Annotated in this window: 15 protein-coding genes and 1 tRNA gene; 10 read left to right on the top strand and 6 right to left on the bottom strand. The window is 46.8% G+C overall.

The features are described 5' to 3' along the window. Window positions 1–27 precede the first annotated feature (27 nt). The 3 genes from hemW to Ga0123462_RS08565 are packed head-to-tail and all read right to left on the bottom strand — an operon-like array spanning window position 28 to window position 3,314. Window positions 28–1,209, bottom strand: coding sequence for a radical SAM family heme chaperone HemW (gene hemW, locus Ga0123462_RS08575; protein ID WP_100265916.1), 1,182 nt, complete (start codon window positions 1,207–1,209; stop codon window positions 28–30). Between the two features lie 21 nt (window positions 1,210–1,230). After that, entirely contained in the window at window positions 1,231–2,757 is a 1,527-nt protein-coding gene (gene rng, locus Ga0123462_RS08570) for a ribonuclease G (RefSeq protein ID WP_100265915.1), read from the bottom strand. Next, window positions 2,754–3,314 carry a Maf family protein gene (locus Ga0123462_RS08565; protein ID WP_100266562.1) on the bottom strand — a complete coding sequence of 187 codons (561 nt, stop codon included), beginning with the start codon at window positions 3,312–3,314 and terminating at the stop codon, window positions 2,754–2,756. The genes rng and Ga0123462_RS08565 overlap by 4 nt, the downstream gene beginning before the upstream one ends. A 62-nt stretch (window positions 3,315–3,376) precedes the next feature. Between Ga0123462_RS08565 and Ga0123462_RS08560 the strand changes: the two genes are divergently transcribed. From Ga0123462_RS08560 to Ga0123462_RS08530, 7 genes are all read left to right on the top strand, one after another. Next, complete coding sequence (locus Ga0123462_RS08560; protein WP_232726421.1) at window positions 3,377–4,366, top strand: polyprenyl synthetase family protein; 990 nt, start codon at window positions 3,377–3,379, stop codon at window positions 4,364–4,366. A gap of 76 nt (window positions 4,367–4,442) precedes the next feature. After that, window positions 4,443–4,519: transfer RNA gene (locus Ga0123462_RS08555), tRNA-Pro, on the top strand. Between the two features lie 109 nt (window positions 4,520–4,628). Next, on the top strand, window positions 4,629–6,359 hold the full coding sequence (locus Ga0123462_RS08550) for a site-specific integrase (protein ID WP_100265913.1): 1,731 nt from the start codon (window positions 4,629–4,631) through the stop codon (window positions 6,357–6,359). Window positions 6,360–6,450: 91 nt separating this feature from the next. Further along, the gene (locus tag Ga0123462_RS08545) at window positions 6,451–6,681 is read left to right on the top strand and encodes a hypothetical protein (RefSeq protein ID WP_100265912.1); all 231 of its coding nucleotides are present in this window, start codon (window positions 6,451–6,453) and stop codon (window positions 6,679–6,681) included. Between the two features lie 15 nt (window positions 6,682–6,696). Beyond that, a complete protein-coding gene (locus Ga0123462_RS08540; RefSeq protein ID WP_157821322.1) occupies window positions 6,697–6,894 on the top strand; it encodes a hypothetical protein in 198 nt (65 codons plus the stop codon). Next, window positions 6,881–7,078 (top strand): hypothetical protein, encoded by a 198-nt coding sequence (locus Ga0123462_RS08535; RefSeq protein ID WP_100265910.1) that lies wholly within the window; start codon window positions 6,881–6,883, stop codon window positions 7,076–7,078. Before Ga0123462_RS08540 ends, Ga0123462_RS08535 begins: the two co-directional genes overlap by 14 nt. Next, entirely contained in the window at window positions 7,075–8,103 is a 1,029-nt protein-coding gene (locus Ga0123462_RS08530) for a hypothetical protein (RefSeq protein WP_100265909.1), read from the top strand. The genes Ga0123462_RS08535 and Ga0123462_RS08530 overlap by 4 nt, the downstream gene beginning before the upstream one ends. Here Ga0123462_RS08530 and Ga0123462_RS08525 read toward each other — a convergent pair whose 3' ends face one another. Next, window positions 8,104–10,992, bottom strand: coding sequence for a PAS domain S-box protein (locus Ga0123462_RS08525; RefSeq protein ID WP_198507329.1), 2,889 nt, complete (start codon window positions 10,990–10,992; stop codon window positions 8,104–8,106). Between the two features lie 159 nt (window positions 10,993–11,151). On the opposite strand from Ga0123462_RS08525, the gene Ga0123462_RS08520 reads away from it, so the two are divergent. The 3 genes from Ga0123462_RS08520 to Ga0123462_RS08510 all read left to right on the top strand — a co-directional run bounded on the left by Ga0123462_RS08520 (window position 11,152) and on the right by Ga0123462_RS08510 (window position 13,546). Further along, the gene (locus Ga0123462_RS08520; RefSeq protein WP_100265907.1) at window positions 11,152–12,069 is read left to right on the top strand and encodes a rolling circle replication-associated protein; all 918 of its coding nucleotides are present in this window, start codon (window positions 11,152–11,154) and stop codon (window positions 12,067–12,069) included. A gap of 266 nt (window positions 12,070–12,335) precedes the next feature. Further along, the gene (locus Ga0123462_RS08515) at window positions 12,336–13,163 is read left to right on the top strand and encodes an adenylate/guanylate cyclase domain-containing protein (RefSeq protein WP_100265906.1); all 828 of its coding nucleotides are present in this window, start codon (window positions 12,336–12,338) and stop codon (window positions 13,161–13,163) included. A 131-nt stretch (window positions 13,164–13,294) separates the two neighbouring features. Continuing rightward, window positions 13,295–13,546 carry a hypothetical protein gene (locus Ga0123462_RS08510; RefSeq protein ID WP_100265905.1) on the top strand — a complete coding sequence of 84 codons (252 nt, stop codon included), beginning with the start codon at window positions 13,295–13,297 and terminating at the stop codon, window positions 13,544–13,546. Here the strand turns inward: Ga0123462_RS08510 and Ga0123462_RS08505 are convergent. After that, entirely contained in the window at window positions 13,543–14,277 is a 735-nt protein-coding gene (locus tag Ga0123462_RS08505) for a pseudouridine synthase (RefSeq protein ID WP_100265904.1), read from the bottom strand. The two genes, Ga0123462_RS08510 and Ga0123462_RS08505, sit on opposite strands and share 4 nt — an antisense overlap. Beyond that, window positions 14,274–15,281, bottom strand: a complete 1,008-nt coding sequence (locus Ga0123462_RS08500; protein ID WP_198507328.1) for a class I SAM-dependent methyltransferase — start codon at window positions 15,279–15,281, stop codon at window positions 14,274–14,276. The genes Ga0123462_RS08505 and Ga0123462_RS08500 overlap by 4 nt, the downstream gene beginning before the upstream one ends. Between the last annotated feature and the right edge of the window lie 89 nt (window positions 15,282–15,370).

The raw sequence follows: 15,370 nt of genomic DNA, 5'->3' as shown, positions 1-15,370 counted from the left end.
CGGCCAGCAATGGCCGCCTCTTCTGTTTTATAGTACTGATTCCGCTATTGCATCAGCCAGCGTTAACCCGCTTTCAGTCAATGCCAATGAATGTCTATTCAGGTTGAGCATTCCCTGTTTTTCCCATAATTCCAACTGAGCTGAGAAATGCTCCCAGACGTCGAATCCAAAGCGGCTTCTGAATGCAGGCCGGTCAATTCCGTTTGTGCGGCGGAGCCCAAGCCATACCGCTTCTGCTGCTGCATGCATGCAATCAAGCTGCTCCTGACTGTTAATCGCAGAGCCTTTGTCCGCAACCGAGGCGATATAACGCTCAGGCGTTCTGATATTGCTATAGCGGTTGATACCGCTGTTGCCATTTGCGCTCCATTCATCCCATTTTCCGGAAGCTCCGGCTCCGATACCGATATAATCGTGATATCGCCAGTAGCCGTCGTTGTGGCGACATTTGAATCCCGGACGTGAAAAATTGGAGATCTCATAGGCCGCTAAACCATAATCCAACAATCTTTTCCGGGTTTCAGTGAACATCTCCAGAGCCAACTCATCATTCGGCAGGGGTAAAGGGGAGCTGGCGTGGCTTGCGGCCAGCCTGGTATGCGGTTCTATAGTCAGCTGATAGCAGGAGAGGTGTTCCGGTTCCAGATTAATGGCGCTCTGCAGGGTGTAAAGCCATTGATCCATAGTCTGGTTCGGAAGGCCGTAAATCAGGTCAAGATTGATATTATCAAAGCCGGCCTTTCGGGCCGCATGAAATGCTGTGATCGCCGTACGACTATCGTGAATACGTTCCAGCCATTTAAGTTCATGGTCACGCAGGCTCTGTACACCGATCGAGAGACGGTTCACCCCAGCCTGACGAAATCCAGCGAAGTGCTCTACATCCACGGTTCCCGGATTGGCTTCGAGTGTGACCTCAAGATTATCCTCAAAGCCAAGCAGCTGTTCTGCCTGATCAATGAGCGATGCGATCAGCTCGGGAGGTGCCAGCGATGGAGTGCCGCCGCCGAAAAATATTGATGACAATTTCCTGCTGCTAAACATGGGGCTGCAGGCCCAATGAGTCATCTCGCTCTTTAGTGCCTGTTGATAGCTTTCCCAGTCGGGTTTTGTGCGTTCATGTGAATTAAAATCGCAGTAGTGACATTTATGTACGCAGAAGGGTGTATGAACATATAGAAGTAGTGGCGAACAGCGGAGTTCGGTCATGGTATGGATCGATGTGGAGGGTTACTGCAGGACGATTTCGTAGTGATCCGGTGCGAACTGCTCATTGCTCTCCAGTGTAATCTCCTTGCCGAGAAACTGTTCCAGTTGCTCCACACCTTTATTCTCTTCGCCAAGCATCAGATCAATTATCTCGGGGTGCGCAATGACCATCAGTTTTTCGCAGGGGTAGGCACGTGCCTCCGCAACTACCTCACGAAAGAGCTGGTAGCAGATCGTTGTGGAACTCTTGGCGCTGCCGACACCGTGGCAGCGGTGACACTCCTTCAGCAGTATGCGCCCAAGTGACTCACGCGTGCGTTTGCGGGTCATTTCGACAAGTCCAAGTTCCGAGAGTTGTACAATATGCGTTTTGGCCTTGTCCCGTTTCAGCGCCTCTTTCAGCACCTCCATCAGCCGCTGTCTGTTCTCCTGCTCTTCCATATCGATAAAATCGACAACGATAATGCCGCCCAGATTACGCAGCCGCAGTTGGTGAACGATCTCGTGCACGGCCTCAAGGTTGGTTTTGAAACCGGTCTCCTCCATGTTACGGGAACCGACAAAAGAGCCGGAGTTCACATCGATGGCGATCAGCGCCTCGGTTTGGTCAATAACGATATAACCTCCGGATTTTAGCGGTACGCGTCGCTGCAGCGCACGGTCAATCGCATCTTCAACCCCGTAAACATCAAAGATGGGGCGCTGTCCGGGGTAGTAATAGAGCTTTTTGGCGACCTCAGGCATAAAGCGACGGGCAAACTTTTTCATGCTCTCGTAAGCCTCTTTCGAGTCGATATGAATCTTTTCAACTTCGCTGTCGACATAATCGCGCATTACCCTCAGGTAGAGGTTAAGCTCTTTGTGAATCATGGTGCCGAGCGATGAACCTTTTGAGCGCTTCTCGATATCGCCCCATAACCTGAGCAGGAAATCCAGATCCTCGCGCATATCCTCTTCATTGCGCCCTTCGGCGACGGTGCGGATGATCAGACCACCATGTTTCGGGCTCAGTTTCTCGCCAATTTCCAGCAGTCGCTCGCGCTCTTTGGGCTCCTCTAGTCTGCGCGCTATGCCGATATGGTCGAGATGGGGGAGGTAAACAAGGTAGCGTCCGGCCAGTCCGATCTGGGTCGTAAGGCGTGGACCTTTTGACGCGATAGGCTCACGGGAAACCTGCACCATAAGCTCTTGCCCATCCTTGATCAGGCTGTCTATTGCCGGAGCGTTTCGGCGGGAGTAATGGGACTCTGGGGACTCATTGTCATTTCCGGTTTCATCACCACTCTCCATCTCATCGCTGATGACATCGTCATCCTGTTTGGCGGTTGCGATATCACCGGCATAAAGGAAGCCTGCCTTTTCCATGCCGATGTCGACAAATGCCGCCTGAATGCCGGGCAGTACCCGCTGCACCCTCCCCTTGTAGATGTTTCCTTTCAGGCCGCGTTCGCTCTCGCGTTCGATATATATCTCTTCAGCCAGATTGTTTTCAATCCGGGCGATCCGCGTTTCAAACGGAGCTACATTGACCAGCAGTTCAATACTCATTGCATATCCTTCATTTCAGCAATCATATGCAGGGTTGTGGCAACCGGCAAACCGATAACATTATCGAGAGGCCCTTCAATCGCTTCGATAAACGATGCTGCGCCCCCCTGAATGGCATAACTGCCCGCTTTATCCAGTATCTCGTTGTGCAGCAGGTAGGTCTCGATCTCGGTTTCACTGATTTCACGGAACCTCACACTGGTGCGAATACAGTCACTTGCGATGTTTTCACCCACCCGTACACATACGGCAGTGAGGACCTGGTGTTCATGTCCCGAGAGCTTCATCAGCATCTGTTTGGCATGGGTGAGGTCACGTGGCTGTCCGAGCGCTTCGCCGTGGATTGCAACCAGGGTGTCGGCCGCGATAACTGGGATATCGCTATCGACCTTGCAGGCAAGCGCCTTCTCTCTGCAGAGCCGTTTAACGGTATCCTCCACGCTTTCTCCAGTGAGAGCTGTTTCGTCGATATGCGATGGACGCACTTCGACGGCAAGGCCTGCGGCCTGCAAAAGGAAGAGGCGGCGGGGTGAACGGGAGGCGAGAATAACTTCCATGGGCGTAGCATAGCCTGCCTCAAGCTTGACGGCACGAACATCCCGCTTACGATGCACAGCCCGTGAGTGAGACAATGATTTCCCCGCTGGAGCGTGCAACCGAGCTGTGCAGGATGGATATGGAACGGGTAGATGCCTGTATCCATGAGAATCTGCAGTCCGATATCATGATGATTCCGGCTATCGGCCACTATATCGTTAATAGTGGCGGCAAGCGTCTGCGCCCATTACTCTCACTTCTGATTGCCCGCCTGTTTGATTACAGCGGAGACCGCCATATTCCGCTCTCCGTAGTAGTCGAGTTTATTCATACGGCATCACTGTTGCATGATGATGTTGTCGACTCATCGGATCAGCGTCGCGGCAGCCCGTCCGCCAACGGCGTCTGGGGCAATCAGGCCAGTGTGCTTGTGGGCGACTACCTCTTCTCCCGAGCTTTCCAGATGATGGTTGCCGATGGCGATATGGCAATGCTTAAGCTTATGAGTGATGTCACCAATGCCCTTGCAGAGGGGGAGGTGCTGCAGCTTTCACGCACCTTCCATATGGAGATGACTGAAGCCGAGTGTCTGGAGGTGATTGAGCGTAAGACAGCGGTTCTGTTTAAGGCGGCTACTGAGGTTGGGGCACATGTTTCCGGTGAGTCTGCCGATGTTGTGGCTGATCTTGCCGATTACGGAATGTGCCTCGGTGTCGCATTCCAGCTTATGGACGATGCACTCGACTATCTTGCTGAAGCGGAAGAGGCTGGTAAGCCTGTCGGTCACGATCTGGAGGAGGGGAAGATTACCCTGCCTCTGATCCATGCCATGCAACGCGATGCTGAGTTAAGAAAACGGGTTGAAGATATTGCCGAGCGAGGGTGCTATGAGGATGGCGATCGTGAGTGGGTGCGTGAGCGCGTGACGGCCCAGGATGGCGCTGGCTATGCAATGCAACGCGCCAGAGATTATGCCGAACGCGCCAAACTGCGTCTTCCTGAAAACAGCAACAGTGAAATCAGGTTGTTACTTGGCGAACTGGCCGATTTCTCTGCACACAGGCCTTTCTAGAGAGATTCCTGTTTGCACATTCGGTCTCCTTGATGTGCAGACTTCCCTTCATTAAAATGCGGCATCTTCGACCGGGCGGGGTGTGGCGCAGCCTGGTAGCGCGTACCGTTCGGGACGGTAAGGCCGGAGGTTCGAATCCTCTCACCCCGACCATTTTCTAATAATGGTATTCTTTATCAAGACCTTACAGCGCTAAAATTTATTGAACTCCTAACTTGTACATGTGGCTGGTACATCCGCCTGTACAACTAACGGAGTTTTCGTGGCTGTAGAGTATCTTCAGAAAAATAAATATTTTGTCTTTTATTACCGCAGAGTCGTTCCAGAAGATTTACGCCCCATCATTCGGAAACGGGAAATTAAAAAAAGCCTGAGGACTAGGGAAAGGTCTCTGGCTATTCTCCGTCATAATGCTTTAAATATTGAGGTAGAGAAGTATTTCCGAGAACTGAGGGGGAAGGGGAAAATGGCGGATTCTTTCGATCCACTTCGAGATATGAAAATCAAACAGGATGCGATTGCTACACATATAGCCCAAGGCGATGCAGTTCTTTCTGGCGTAGTGAATGCACTTAGAGGCCGCCTGCTATATTTCTCTGACCCTGCCAAGCCTATTCCAGCTGTTCCTATCGAAGTAAAGGGAGCTGAATTGTTTAGAGTGGGTGCTAGTGAGCCAATTCCCCAGATTACTATAGCTACTGCCCTAGCCCATGCGGATGCAGCAGGTATCCAAGCAATGATAGATGAAACTTCTTTTATTGGAGATGCCTCCGTTCAAGTCAGCTGGGAAGACCCTGAAAATGCTGACGAGTTTGATGCAATCCAAGAGAGACTGCTTACCGACAAGCTCAAGCGATTAGGGCTCTTTGAAGATGCAAAGATGCTTCAGGAAATTAAGAATAAAAAGACACCACAGGTTCCTTCTTCTGATTCCCAAGCAACAAAATTGTTGAATAATACGATGACTTTTTCAGAACTGGCTGAGGAATATCTGGCTACTAGACCTGATATAAAGCCAGAGACGTTGAAATTGTGTAAATCAGTATATGCTTTGTTCATTGAAATAATGGGTGATATCAAAGTGTCGTCCATAACACATAAGACAATTACAGATTTTCTATCAACGCTGAAAAACAAAATGCCAGCTAATGCGCGAAAAAAATATCCCAATCTATCTATTAGCGAAATTCTTGAACAAGATCATGAGAAAAATGGCGTGCCTTTGTTGGCAATAAAAACCATTAATAAATACAACAGCACTATCAGTCCCATGTTTAATTATGCAGTAAACAACGATCTGATGGATAAGAATTATACTGAGAATAAAACTCTTCGTTCGTCAAAAACTGAGGAGAATGAAAAAGAACCATTTACACAGCAAGAGGTTCAGAAGATTTTTTGTGAAATGGATGTTTGGGTGAAGAATGATAGGAGCAAGCCAGAGAATTTCTGGATTATGCTTATTGGGGCTTTTACCGGTGCAAGGCTTGGTGAAATTTGTCAGCTCAAAATTGATGATGTGAAACATATTGCCCAAGATGATAGCAGTGGTTGGGTTTTTGATATCAATGAACTGGATGACAAAGAAGTAAAAAGAACGTCAGCTATTCGGATGGTTCCAATCCATAGTGAATTAGTGAAATTGGGATTTCTTGACTATGTTGAGGAGAGAAAAAAGAAAGGGTCCAACCAAGTCTTTGATTTAAACAGGGGACCAAACGGATCATGGTCTTACTACATGAGCAAACGGTATGGATATCGCTTCAGAAAGGGGCGTTTTGGAAAGTCATTCCACAATTGGCGGCACACAGTCTGCGATATGCTGATGAAGAACCCAGGTGTTCTCTCAGAGGAGCAGGATGCGCTTGTTGGTCATAAGCTTTCCGGAGAGGGACGTACCACATACGGTAAGGGGTTTGGTTATATTACCCTGAAAAAGACAGTGGAAGCGATCAAATATGATGTTGATTTGTCCCATCTCTATACAAAGTAGGAATGCCTATACTGCAATATCTATGTATTGACTGAATATAGTCGCCAGCAACAAGTACATAACTCCTGTCAGACAACAGGAGGAATGACACATGCTTTATATAAAGGGAAAAGTAAATTCAGTAAGTCTAAAGGAACCGGATGGGAAAAAGCCGTTTTACAATGTTCAATTTGCCCATGAGAACGATAACGGCTCCATCTTCACAACTTGGTGCAAAATATATTCGACTAAGAAAATCAGCATCGGTGATGAGCTAGAGGTTCAAGTAAAGGTTAGCGCTTGGGCTAAAGATAAATTTCAGCTCGTTGGTTTTGTGAACTAAATGGAATCGGCGACTATGAAAACGATTCCAAAGCATTATCAGATAGATATCGAATCAATCACCGCAAATCACTTGGAAGCCTTGTGTGAAAGATACGGATTAAGTGATGAGCAATTGATATCTCATGCATTGAGATTGGCCGAGAAAGACTTGGTTGAGTTTGAGGCTCGTCTTGCTGCTGCACAGATGAGGTACTGCGATGAAGCTGAATAAGGCCAGGCCCCATGCAATTCCTAAAGACCCAGAAAAAGCTGCTGCTGAGAGACTTCAGAAACGGAAGTCTCTCGGAAGTGCGCTGCTATTTTTTATCGGCATGGGGTTAGCCATATGGCATCTCAAAAGCCCTGATACATTCAATGCAGCAGTTAACTATGTCATAAGAGTTTTGCAGTCATGAATGTAAAGCCAATAACAAAAAAAGAGCTGAGTGAATGTGTTGAGCTGTTCAATAATCTCAATCTATATGGAGAGGATGAGACCAATTGGATTTATCCGAACCTGTTTCGAGATGCGGACGCTGTGTTATATGTAGTGGCACCACATTGCATTGATCCAGATCGATTTGAGAAGGCCTTGTACGGGCTATCCACCATATTCAATCGAACAATTACAGGGGTGAAAGATTTAGGTTCTCATCGCTGGGAATTATTAGAGGATAAATTGCCTGAGTTGGTTCCTTACTCAGAGAGGCCTGACAATATCCCGTTCGGGAGCTTCTGGTTGGGAACATATGCGGATGGCTCTCCAATCATTTTAGACTTCGAACATAGCCCTGTATTGATGGTTGCGGGTGCTTCTGGATCAGGGAAGTCGATGTTGTTTCGTGTTCTCTTAAAGGAAATAGAGCGAACTTGGGGAGCTGAGGCCATCACAATTGTTGAGGGTACTAAAGATGGAAACGACTTTAGGCGCCAACCCTGTAAAAATCTGGCAACAGATCTTGAAGCTGCCCTTGAAGTATATCGGGAAATGGCTCGTGTCTTTGATGAGCGAAAGGAAGTTATTCGCGAGCTTGATGTCGATAATTGGTTGGAGGCTCGTGATATGGGCTATGAGTGGTTTCCACAGTATGTACTTATGGACGAATCACCGCTTTTCCTGACAGAGCCAAGAAAAGGGGATCAATTTTTTGATGAGAAATCTGAAATAATTCAAATAGCCACACACCTTGCAATGAGGGGGCGTTATGTTGGTTTGTTCCAAATATTTGGTACTCAAGATCCTAGCAGTTCTAGCGGTTTGCCATCGGGTATTATGAATCAGGTAAGGCTAAAAGTCGGCTATGGTATGAGAACGGCAGAAATGGCTAGAGCTTATTTTGGCCAATCGACTGCAATTGCCAGTGATCTTGTGAGTGGAAAGGGCATTGCCATGCTGGGAGCTGCACCAACCCTGTTTAGAGGTGCGTTATTAAAAGTTTGATCAGGAATGTAGTTTTTGTGCGACTGCGATGTTTAGGTCCTTGGCACTAAATGGCTTCCTTAACACCACTTCATCATTTTGTTCTAGAGCATTTGGTAAATCATAGCCACTGATATATAGGACCTTAACATCACTGCCTTGATCCGAACGGATGGATTTAATGGCATCAGGACCATTCATTTCCGGCATCACAATATCTGAAATGATAAGCTTAATCTTATCGCAATGGTCGTGATAAAGCTGAATGACTTCTTTGCCTGATTTGGCTAACAATACATTATATCCAAAGAGTTCTAACATCTCCTTAGTTGCTTCCCGAATGGCCTCATTGTCGTCAGCTAATAGGATGGCTTCACCATGTCCTTCGAGGAAATTCGTTTGTTCTAAATCAGTTCCGCTTATCTCCTGAGATATAATTGGGAGATAGATCTTGAATGTGCTTCCATGCCCAAGTTCGCTGCTTACGCCTATGCAGCCCATGTGAGATTTAATAGCACCATAGACCATTGCTAGCCCAAGGCCTGTTCCTTGTCCTGCGGGCTTAGTCGTAAAGAAGGGTTCAAAAATATGGTCAAGATTCTCAGGTTTAATGCCAGTGCCATTGTCAGAAATGCAAATGCAAACGGCACGCTTCAATGAGCATTGTTCATTAACATATAGTTGAATTGAGACGTCAGGCTCAGCTGCCTCCAACCTAACTGTTATCTTTGGGTTTTCTACTGAAGACACAGCATCTCTGGCATTGTTTAATAGGTTCATGAGAACCTGTTGAAGTAGATTAACATCTCCGTTGATGTTTAGTTCATCCGGAGAAATTTCTTGGATTAACTTGATGTTTTCAGGAAGAGCAACCTCATAAAACTTGATGATCTCCTTAACAAAGGTGGACAGTTTCAACGGATGCAATTCACCAGCATCAACTCGTGAAAAGGTCAGTAGCTGGCGTATCATGCCAGATGCCTGATCTGACTGCTTTTGAATCATTGATGCTTTCTCTTTGACTTTTGGTAAGTCTTTAACAGCACGTTCAATCAAATAGGCATTACCCATTATGCCAGCCAAAGTGTTGTTGAAATCATGGGCCACGCCTCCAACGAGGGTTCCTAAGGCTTCCATCTTTTGAGACTGTTGAAACATGCGTTCAATATCATTGAACTCGGTAAGATCCTCCTGAACTCCAACATAATGCGTAATGTTTCTATCATTATCTATGATAGGGGATATCGTGAGTTTCGCGGGATAGAGAGTGCCGTCCTTTTTTTTGTCGATAATGCTTCCTTTCCACACTCTGCCACTGCTAATTGTGTTCCAAAGATGCTGGTAAAATGCTTTATCTTGCTTGCCGCTATTTAGGATTGCGGTCGATTTACCAATTAATTCAGCTTCCTTATAACCTGAGAGACGCTCAAGGGCAGGGTTGACATATTCAATGATGCCATGGTTATCCGTTAGGATAACTGCCTCGTTAGCGCTTTCTATAGCTTTAGATAACTTAACCTGCTCTTCCTCAAGTTTTTTTCGCGCATCAATGTTGTGTAGGAATACAGTGAACCCATCAAAAATCGGGGTCTTGAAGTTAGATACGGATGCCTCAACAGCAAACGTTGAACCATCAAAACCTTTGGCTCTTAGCTCTTTGAATCGAATTGCCTCAAGGTAGTCAGTAGTAAACTCGGAAAGTTGAAGAATGTCTGTGATGTGCTTGCCCATCATGCCAACAGAGTTGGTGTTCCACTGATTTAACGCGGCTGGATTTGCATCGGTAATATATCCAGTTTTATTGCATGTGATAATGCTTTCAAGGGCGGAATTTTGAATCAACCCTTTTATATTTGCCTCGGATAGCTTTTGGTCCGCTTTATCGAATCGGGCTTTTATTATTAATAATCCACCAGCCAATAAAAGGGCAAAGAAATATTGTGCTAAAATTTTAGTGGCGAGCGTACTCTTTTCGGCTTGAAACTGACTCCGTGGAATATGGGCAACTGTAATCCAGTCAGCCCCCCCATGGCTTTTGTGCCTAAGCATAGAAGTTAGTTCATGAAATGGCTCAATATATTCATAAATAAACAATCCGTTTTCGGTTTCTAGTTGGGCATGAGCATCGGATGCATTCTTAATAATCAACCATTCATCTGGAAAGTCATTGGCAAAGTTGAACTCTTTACCTTCATCAAACATAAAGCCCCAAAGCTTTGCGCTGTCATTTTGATGGAGGTAAAATCCATCCTGATTCAGAATCATGATATTTCCAATCGATGCTTCATCAGAGGTCATATTATGAGCCTGCTCATAAGCGTTCAGTAGCTCTTGTGCTAGATAGTTGATGACCAGAACACTAGAAATTTTTCCTCTTGAATTGAAAATTGGCGTGGAAAACCTGATCATAGGCTTAAGAGGATATTCAACCTCTCCATGTTCAATATTGAGATCTAAAGGGGAGATATAAAATTCATTCTTGGCGAGTTTCAGGGCTTCAGAAAAGTAGTATCTGTCTCTCTTGTTTTGGAGTTCATGCGTCGGGACGATCACAGCACCATCTTCCGTCTTGTTGATGCGAACGATTTCCTGACCAGATAAATCAATTAGCCTGATTTGGTCATAGCGTGATTTCTCGGTTAAAATGATTTTAAATTGCTGGGCGATGGTGGGGATATCTCTTCCCTTATTGACTTCGTATAGAGAGGAGAGGATTTTCAAATCGCTGATAATAGATTGGAATCGTCCAGATATCGTGAATTCACTGCGTTCCATGTTCAACATTTCAAGATCAATGATCTGGGCTTTTCTAGCATTATATTCAAAGTCGTAATACTCGTAGGAGGCCCAGCCTATAACTGAAGCCATGGCTAAGAAGAGTAATACGGTTTTTCTATATGGCTTGCCCATTTCTTTTGAATGGTCTCCAAAGTTTATTAACTTTATCCCTGTGAACATAACTTTGGAAAGGAGCATTGTCTAGGACTTGATAGATAAGCCATATCTCAAAACATACTGTGTATAGCGAGTTTGCTCTGATTTAGCCGCCGCTAGGAAGTAGTTCTATGGATGGAAAAGAAAACACCATCAGAACTACTCACTCCACCAGAATATTATTACCTGCAGATATTTAAGGAGGATGTGGTTTACAAGACGCGATCTGACTACTGTGATATCAGGCGTCATAAGAATAAAACTAAAAAAGATGAGAGCGAAGAGTCTTCACGAGGCAGGATTCAGGAGTTCTCGAAAAAGTCCAAATATCGATTGATCCATCAACTCCGTAATTCTCAGCAAACATTCAAGCAGTTCATCACGCTTACCTATCCAAAGGACTATCCAATGGATGGGGCTATCGTAAAGAGCCATCTAAATACCTTACTCACTAGGCTTAGGCAGGAATTTTCTGGCATTCATTATCTATGGGTGATTGAAGCCCAAAGTAGAGGAGCTCCACATTTTCACATCATAATAAACCAAGCGATCCCCACGAAGAAGAAAATCGATAAGGATGGCCAATATTTTTATTCAGAGTGCTGGTCTAAGAGATGGTCAAAGATCACTGGCAATGAGAAGGATAAACATCACGTTCGACGTGGATTCAGGATTGATCCGATAACCACATCAAATGGAAAAAAGCTGGCCAGCTACATGGCCAAGTATTACTCCAAAAATGAGCAGAAAGAATTCGCAAAAGATTTTATTAATATTGGAAGGTTTTGGGGGGCTACAAGAGGCTTTACGCAGCCAATCGTGCAGGGGGTATATTGTGCATCAGAATTGAAATGGATGCTCAAGCTGTGTTTTCACTATGCCAATCTGGAGAGGTCAAAGGCTGGATTGAAGCGATATGCCTTTGATGCTGATCGGGGTTGTTCTATCTGGGGGTTCAGGAAAATCTTCTTCGAGAAAGTCGTCCCTCTGTTCGGAGATCGGTTGAGTCGGCCATATAAGGATCTGGAAAAGCCTCCGACTCTTTATGGATAGGCTTGTATTTGTACATTGGACTTGTACATTCCGTTATCATCGGAGTTCAGCAGGAGAAGCTAGGTCTTGCCTGAATGCCTTATTATTAAATGGTTCATTGGTGAAGTGGGTTAGGTATTGGTCAGAATCCTCTCACCCCGACCATTTCTTTTTTATATTCAACAGTTAGATCGGTTTTGACTGGCCTTTTGCGATGTAGATCACAGATTGACAGGTGTTTCCCCTCAAGTATGGCTGCAATCTGAAAGTAATGCGCGAGGTTTGATATGACTGCAGTGAGAAAGAAACCGGCAATAAAAAATGAGGTCAAGATACTGACCATTCCTAAAACTTCAGCCAGCCGCAAACTGGCGGATAAAGAGAGCGCAGTTGATCTGGTTGTATCCAAAGGTGATCTGGCCGTGGTACCGCAATTGGTTGCATCACGTCCAGCCAGCCGGGTGGATGCCAAGCCACTCGATCTCGATGTGATTATTGAAGATGTGGCGCATGCCATTGCCACTACCCAGGACCATTACAAGTGCATCATGTTTACGGATCTGGAGAGCTCCACTGAGTATAAGCGCTCCATGGGACACACCAAGGGCTATATGCGCAATCGCCTTTTCTGCGATATCTGTGAACGTGCAGTAGAGCGATATAACGGCCATGTCGTGAAGCGACTCGGTGATGGTGTCATGGTGGTGTTTGAACGTGCCATCGATGCCGTGATGGCTTCACTGATGATCAAGAGCAGTATTGCCAATGGTCGTAAGAAACTGAAGAAGATCGTCGGTGCGATGGATTACCGGATCGGCATCACCTGTGGTTATGTGAAAGAGATTCCGGGTGATACCAAGGATTATATCGGACATGCCATGGACAAGGGGGCACGTATTCAGAGCAGTGCACGCCGCAATCAGATTCTGATCGATGAGATCGTTTACGGTCTGATTCATACAAAAATTCGCGACTATTCAGGTGATATTGTGATTGGTTCGCCAAAGAATATGACACTCAAGGGTGTTGGAACCAGCACTCTCTATGAGGTTTCACCGAAGCAGATGGGGCTTGAATCGAGCCTCGGAAAACGCATGAAGAGCATGCTCAGCTAATTATTATTGGTTCCCTGTTAATTGCCCTGCAGCTTGCTGCGGGGCTTTTTATTGTATTGATGCGCCAGGTCACATCTGCCTTCCGGTCGGGTCGTTAAATTTTTTATGCAACCACGCAGTAGGAGGCGCACATGAAATCCATTACGCTATTGATATCTTCGCTGTTCATACTATCGGCATCTGCCATGGCTCAGGAGAAGATCGAGTCTCACAGGGCATTTGATACAAGGGCAGATAGAACTACAACAGAGGGTCAGTTTGTAACCAGTAGCAGTAAAGGTGCCTTGAACAGTGGCCGGTCCGCTTTCAATCGATCTGGCAAAGCCAGCAGGCATCAATTCGATGATGATGCTTATCTGCGTCGTATCTCCTACAGACGCTAATCAGATTCAGCTAAAACAAGTTCGAGTAGTGCTTGCGCAGAGGTGACTGTGTATTCGCCTTCACCAAGTCCACAAGCATCCAGTCCAAGCGCTCCGATGTGGGTGCGGGTAAGTGCGGTGACATGATTGCCGACAGCTGCAAACATGCGTCGCACCTGATGGTAGCGCCCCTCGTGCAAAACCAGTGATGCACTGGTTTCACCAAGCACGGTCAGTTCCGCAGGCAGGCATGGCTTATCATCGCCCTCGAGCAGCAGTTCACCGCTGGCAAAGATTTCAGATTCATTGCCTGCCAGCGGGCGATCGAGCGTCACCGAATAGGTTTTTGCAATATGTTTTTTAGGGCTGGTCAGCATATGGTTGAGCTGTCCATCATCGGTCACGATCAGCAGGCCTGATGTCTCTTTATCCAGCCTTCCTACACTTGATAGCGGCGGTTTGCGATCGATCCAGCGTTCAGGAAAATCAGCAAAGATAAGGCGGCCGTTTTCCTTGCGTGAGCAGACTGTTCCGATCGGTTTGTGGTAAATCAGGGTAAGGCCGTGCGGGTGATCAAGTGACTTACCTTCAAGCTGAACCTGATCGGGCAACACCTTCTGAGCGGGGGAGGTGGCCGGTTTACCATCCACGGTGACCCACCCCTCCTTGATCCATAAGCGCACATCCTTTCTGGCCCCGTAACCCAGATTGGAGAGCAGTTTGTCCAGCCTGTCAGCTTTCTGATTGTTCATCTTACCCCTCGTATTACTTTAAATCCTTCTGTCTCGATCAATGTTTGGCATGATTTCAGTGCCGATTTCAGCACCTGCTCATACGGTAGTTTACGATTGGCCACCAGATAGATCAGGCCACCCTGTTTTAGCGAGCGGCAGCCGTTTTCGATGATCCGTTGCCCAAGTTCGACATCGCGCGTCTGGCCGGTATGAAAGGGGGGATTGCAGACGATCCACTCCATATTGCCGGGCAAAACTTCACTGGCTGCGTCCAGCCAGTGGCTCTCATATTTCTCTCTCCACACGATACAATTCTGTTCACTACAATCGAGCGCCAGCCGATCGGCCTCGACCAGGTGGATCTTCTCAATGTTTTCATTTGTGCGCAGCAGGTAATTGCTGAGAAGCCCGTAACCACAGCAGAGGTCCATGCCGGTGCCGGAGAGCAGAGGCAGCTGCTTGAGCAGCAGTTCGGAGCCTCGGTCAGGCCGATCCCAGCTGAACAGTCCCGGCCGGGAGATCAGCCCGTGCGTTGCTACATGTTGAGATTCTCCAGCATTCAGCCAGCTATCGGCTGCTTCTCTATCGAGTGATGCTGTTTTTCTGGCCGAGAAGATGCGGCATTTCGATTTCGATGAGGAGACGATGTTACCGGCCAGTTTCTTAAGCGCTATTTCATAACTTTTAGCACCATGATTGTTTGCACATGCGACCATCAGCTTGCCGCCATCACCAAGCATCTGCATCGCCATGGCTATCCAGTAATGCGTCTGTTGCCTGTTCTTGGATGGAAGAAGAAGGATCAATTGGTAATTCCCGTTATTGCTCTGAAGCGTCTCAGTTGCATTCAACCCCATCTGCCGGATCGCATTATTTTCGGGTTTGAAGTGCTGCCAGAGATCAAGCTTGCTGCTTTGTTCATGCAGCGCTGTCAGTAGTGCATCAGCATGTGCATTGATGACCAGCGTTCGTCCGGCTGGCTGCTCAAGGGCGGTTTTGTACAACAGTTCGGTGGCAGGCATGGGCGCAGACTGTAGGAAGTGAGATAAGCGCTGTCTATGGATAGAGCGCTGGAAATGAAAAAGGAGCTGCATCTCTGCAGCTCCTTTTC

The sequence above is a fragment of the Mariprofundus ferrinatatus genome (genome assembly GCF_002795825.1).
Classification (GTDB): Bacteria; Pseudomonadota; Zetaproteobacteria; order Mariprofundales; family Mariprofundaceae; genus Mariprofundus; species Mariprofundus ferrinatatus.
This window is presented reverse-complemented; position numbering and strand designations above follow the sequence as displayed.

Bases quoted from the DNA above. Each gene is read 5' to 3' on its own strand.
- Ga0123462_RS08505 (WP_100265904.1), bottom strand. From the start codon at position 14,277: ATGAACAATCAGAAAGCTGACAGGCTGGACAAACTGCTCTCCAATCTG.
- Ga0123462_RS08515 (WP_100265906.1), top strand. From the start codon at position 12,336: ATGACTGCAGTGAGAAAGAAACCGGCAATAAAAAATGAGGTCAAGATA.
- Ga0123462_RS08545 (WP_100265912.1), top strand. From the start codon at position 6,451: ATGCTTTATATAAAGGGAAAAGTAAATTCAGTAAGTCTAAAGGAACCG.
- Ga0123462_RS08510 (WP_100265905.1), top strand. From the start codon at position 13,295: ATGAAATCCATTACGCTATTGATATCTTCGCTGTTCATACTATCGGCA.
- Ga0123462_RS08565 (WP_100266562.1), bottom strand. From the start codon at position 3,314: ATGGAAGTTATTCTCGCCTCCCGTTCACCCCGCCGCCTCTTCCTTTTG.
- rng (WP_100265915.1), bottom strand. From the start codon at position 2,757: ATGAGTATTGAACTGCTGGTCAATGTAGCTCCGTTTGAAACGCGGATC.
- Ga0123462_RS08500 (WP_198507328.1), bottom strand. From the start codon at position 15,281: ATGCCTGCCACCGAACTGTTGTACAAAACCGCCCTTGAGCAGCCAGCC.
- Ga0123462_RS08520 (WP_100265907.1), top strand. From the start codon at position 11,152: ATGGAAAAGAAAACACCATCAGAACTACTCACTCCACCAGAATATTAT.
- Ga0123462_RS08530 (WP_100265909.1), top strand. From the start codon at position 7,075: ATGAATGTAAAGCCAATAACAAAAAAAGAGCTGAGTGAATGTGTTGAG.
- Ga0123462_RS08535 (WP_100265910.1), top strand. From the start codon at position 6,881: ATGAAGCTGAATAAGGCCAGGCCCCATGCAATTCCTAAAGACCCAGAA.
- Ga0123462_RS08540 (WP_157821322.1), top strand. From the start codon at position 6,697: ATGAAAACGATTCCAAAGCATTATCAGATAGATATCGAATCAATCACC.
- Ga0123462_RS08525 (WP_198507329.1), bottom strand. From the start codon at position 10,992: ATGGGCAAGCCATATAGAAAAACCGTATTACTCTTCTTAGCCATGGCT.
- hemW (WP_100265916.1), bottom strand. From the start codon at position 1,209: ATGACCGAACTCCGCTGTTCGCCACTACTTCTATATGTTCATACACCC.